Raw genomic sequence first — 2554 nt, 5'->3', positions numbered from 1 at the left:
CGGAGTTGGACTTCACCCCAGTGGCCTCGTGCCGACGAGGAGCGCAGGCTGGCTACCAATTTGTGCGTATTCTCTAACAACGCTGAATCCGTGGCATGAGCCGTACGAAGCTGTTGCGACAGCTGTCCATACTGCTGACCTCGATCACGCTCCAGCTGAGAGACCTGGCCCCCAAGGTGTTCCAGCTGCTTGGAGAGCGGCCCGAGCATCTGCACAATCTGCTGCTGGGATTGTGAGTGCTCACGATCCTCGTGGCGTTGCCGGTCCAACAGGTCAGCACGAGTCTGCGCGGTGGCTAGCTGCTCCCGCAGCGCAGCGTCACCCGTTGAGGTATTCCGGCTGGCAGCAATGCGCGACCCAACGAAAACACCGGCGGCAAAACAAACGAGGGCGATCAGAATGCACAGCACAATCGCAGTTGAAATCTCCATACCCATAACCCTGGCACACCCCATGGACACGATAAGCCTGGCACGCTGCGAGTGGCGCCACACTTCACGTCAAAATACCCGGTACGGACAGTATCGAGAAATTCTGGCAGAATGTAGCGTAGCCCACGTTAACAACTGAATGGAGCAACGGTGTCGAATTCGACTCTGCATGAGAAAACCGTACTAATTTCTGGTGGTAGCCGCGGTATCGGCTTATCGATCGCCAAACGACTGGCAGTAGACGGCGCCAACGTCGTGCTATTGGCCAAGACCGCAGAACCACATCCAAAACTGCCAGGAACCGTCTATACCGCCGCCGAGGAAATTCGGGAAGCCGGCGGTAAAGCACTACCCGTCGTCGGTGATGTCCGCGAAGAAGCGGACGTCCAGGCTGCCGTCGATGCAGCGGTCAAAGAATTCGGTGGCATCGATATCGTCATCAATAATGCTTCGGCCATTAATCTCGAGCCGGCCGAGAAGATCGATATGAAACGCTACGACCTGATGCACGATATCAACGTACGCGGCACGTTCCTGCTGACTCGAACCGCCCTGCCGCACTTGAAAAAATCGGCGGATCCCCGCGTTCTCAGCCTGTCACCGCCACTGAATATGAGCCAGAAGTGGTTGGGTGCAGCGCCCTCCTACATGATGGCAAAATACGGCATGAGCCTTGCCGCCCTGGGCATCGGGGCTCAGAACCAGATTCCTGCGACCTGCCTCTGGCCAAAAACCACCATCCAGACCGCCGCGGTGCAATACGCACTGGGCGGTAGCGAGATGTATGAGCGCTCGCGGACCCCGGAAGTCTATTCTGATTCAGCGCACGCCGTGCTGACAGCAGATCCTGCAAAATACGCTGGCCGTACCATGCTGTGCGAAGACGTCCTGGAAGATGTAGGCGTCACGGACTTCGCTCAATACTCACCGGGCATCGATCCCAGCGAGCTAGAAAAAGACATCTTCGTCGACTAACAAAAACCACTAGGGTGAGGTCCGAGGCTTTTGCCTCGGACTTTATCTTTTAACCACCGGCAAAGGAACGATGATGCGAGAACTCACGCTTGCCACCTTGGCGGCAACAGTGGAGCGCAACGCTACGGTCATCGTCGACTTCTGGGCACCCTGGTGTACTACCTGTTTACGGTTTAGCCCAATTTTTACCGATGTCGCACAACAGTTCGACGACGTGGTCTTTGCAACGGTCAACACCGATGAAGAACAAGAACTGGCGGGGATCATGGGTGTGCGCTCGCTCCCCACGCTGGTTGGGTTCCGCAATGGCAAACACGTCTTTGCAAAGTCTGGGCTGACAACCCGGCGTCAGCTCGGTGAAATCATCGATGAGATTCGAACACTGACACCCGAACAGGAATAACCACGGCGTCTGGCCGAGTTATCCACAATTTGGCTGACACGACCACCTGTGGTCTGTGATTCTTGCAAAACTCTTGGTATCCAAATATTTACGGATCCCATAGGAGTTGAAATGACCACCGCAAAACCACTGAATCTCACGCCGAGAGCCTATAGCCGTCGGGAGAAAACCATCCTGCGTCAAGATGTGAAACGGTTTCAGAAAATTGGCCGGGACCACGGTGTCATCGCCTTTGATGACTACGCATATTTCGTTATCGACCGGGTGAAACGCGACGAGTCCGGGCAGCTAACGCAAAAGTCCTTCACTTTACTCCGCGGCCTGATCAGCTATTTTGGTGAAGAGCTGCTGTATGAAACAACGCTTGCAAGACTGGCAACAGATCTGACAGTAACAGGTGATGATCCTTTGCTTTGGGAACGTCAGTGGGGCGATACACCAGGCCGTTTACTCGTTGACCGATTCGCGGGCCAGACGGTCATGGTAGCCGACATCATTCACAGTCGCGTTTTTGCCAACGACCAGTGGCCGATAGCACTCGATGAGATCTTCGACCAGATTATCGATTGGAACCAGGGCTATCTGATCCGCGATGAGGTCGAGACACCCTGGGTTATCGGTAACGACATCGAACCAGAAGACTACCTCGCAGCGTAGTGAACTCCTTGTTCCACGAAGGGAAACAGTATGGGTGAGGCAACCGAGTACATACGGCAGTTGGAATGTCACGAACTCGATCAACGTT

4 protein-coding genes are annotated in these 2554 nt (G+C 55.0%); 3 read left to right on the top strand and 1 reads right to left on the bottom strand.

Features of this window, described 5'->3' with window-relative positions:
• Nucleotides 1–431 (bottom strand): DNA recombination protein RmuC (gene rmuC / locus L0H14_RS12330; protein WP_301419981.1); only part of this gene is annotated, 431 nt, incomplete at its 3' end.
• Nucleotides 432–581: 150 nt separating this feature from the next.
• Here rmuC and L0H14_RS12325 point away from each other — a divergent pair.
• From L0H14_RS12325 to L0H14_RS12315, 3 genes are all read left to right on the top strand, one after another.
• Nucleotides 582–1406, top strand: coding sequence for an NAD(P)-dependent oxidoreductase (locus L0H14_RS12325; RefSeq protein ID WP_301421980.1), 825 nt, complete (start codon nt 582–584; stop codon nt 1404–1406).
• Between the two features lie 70 nt (nt 1407–1476).
• Complete coding sequence (locus L0H14_RS12320) at nt 1477–1809, top strand: co-chaperone YbbN (protein WP_301419983.1); 333 nt, start codon at nt 1477–1479, stop codon at nt 1807–1809.
• A 111-nt stretch (nt 1810–1920) separates the two neighbouring features.
• Nucleotides 1921–2466: a hypothetical protein gene (locus tag L0H14_RS12315; RefSeq protein ID WP_301419984.1), complete on the top strand. Its 546-nt coding sequence runs from the start codon at nt 1921–1923 to the stop codon at nt 2464–2466.
• Nucleotides 2467–2554: the final 88 nt, after the last annotated feature.

This window comes from Yaniella sp. (assembly GCF_030453185.1).
Lineage (GTDB): Bacteria > Actinomycetota > Actinomycetes > Actinomycetales > Micrococcaceae > Yaniella.
Note: the sequence above shows the minus strand (reverse complement) of the source record. Positions and strands in the feature narration are given on the sequence as shown.

Bases quoted from the DNA above. Each gene is read 5' to 3' on its own strand.
- L0H14_RS12320 (WP_301419983.1), top strand. From the start codon at position 1,477: ATGATGCGAGAACTCACGCTTGCCACCTTGGCGGCAACAGTGGAGCGC.
- L0H14_RS12315 (WP_301419984.1), top strand. From the start codon at position 1,921: ATGACCACCGCAAAACCACTGAATCTCACGCCGAGAGCCTATAGCCGT.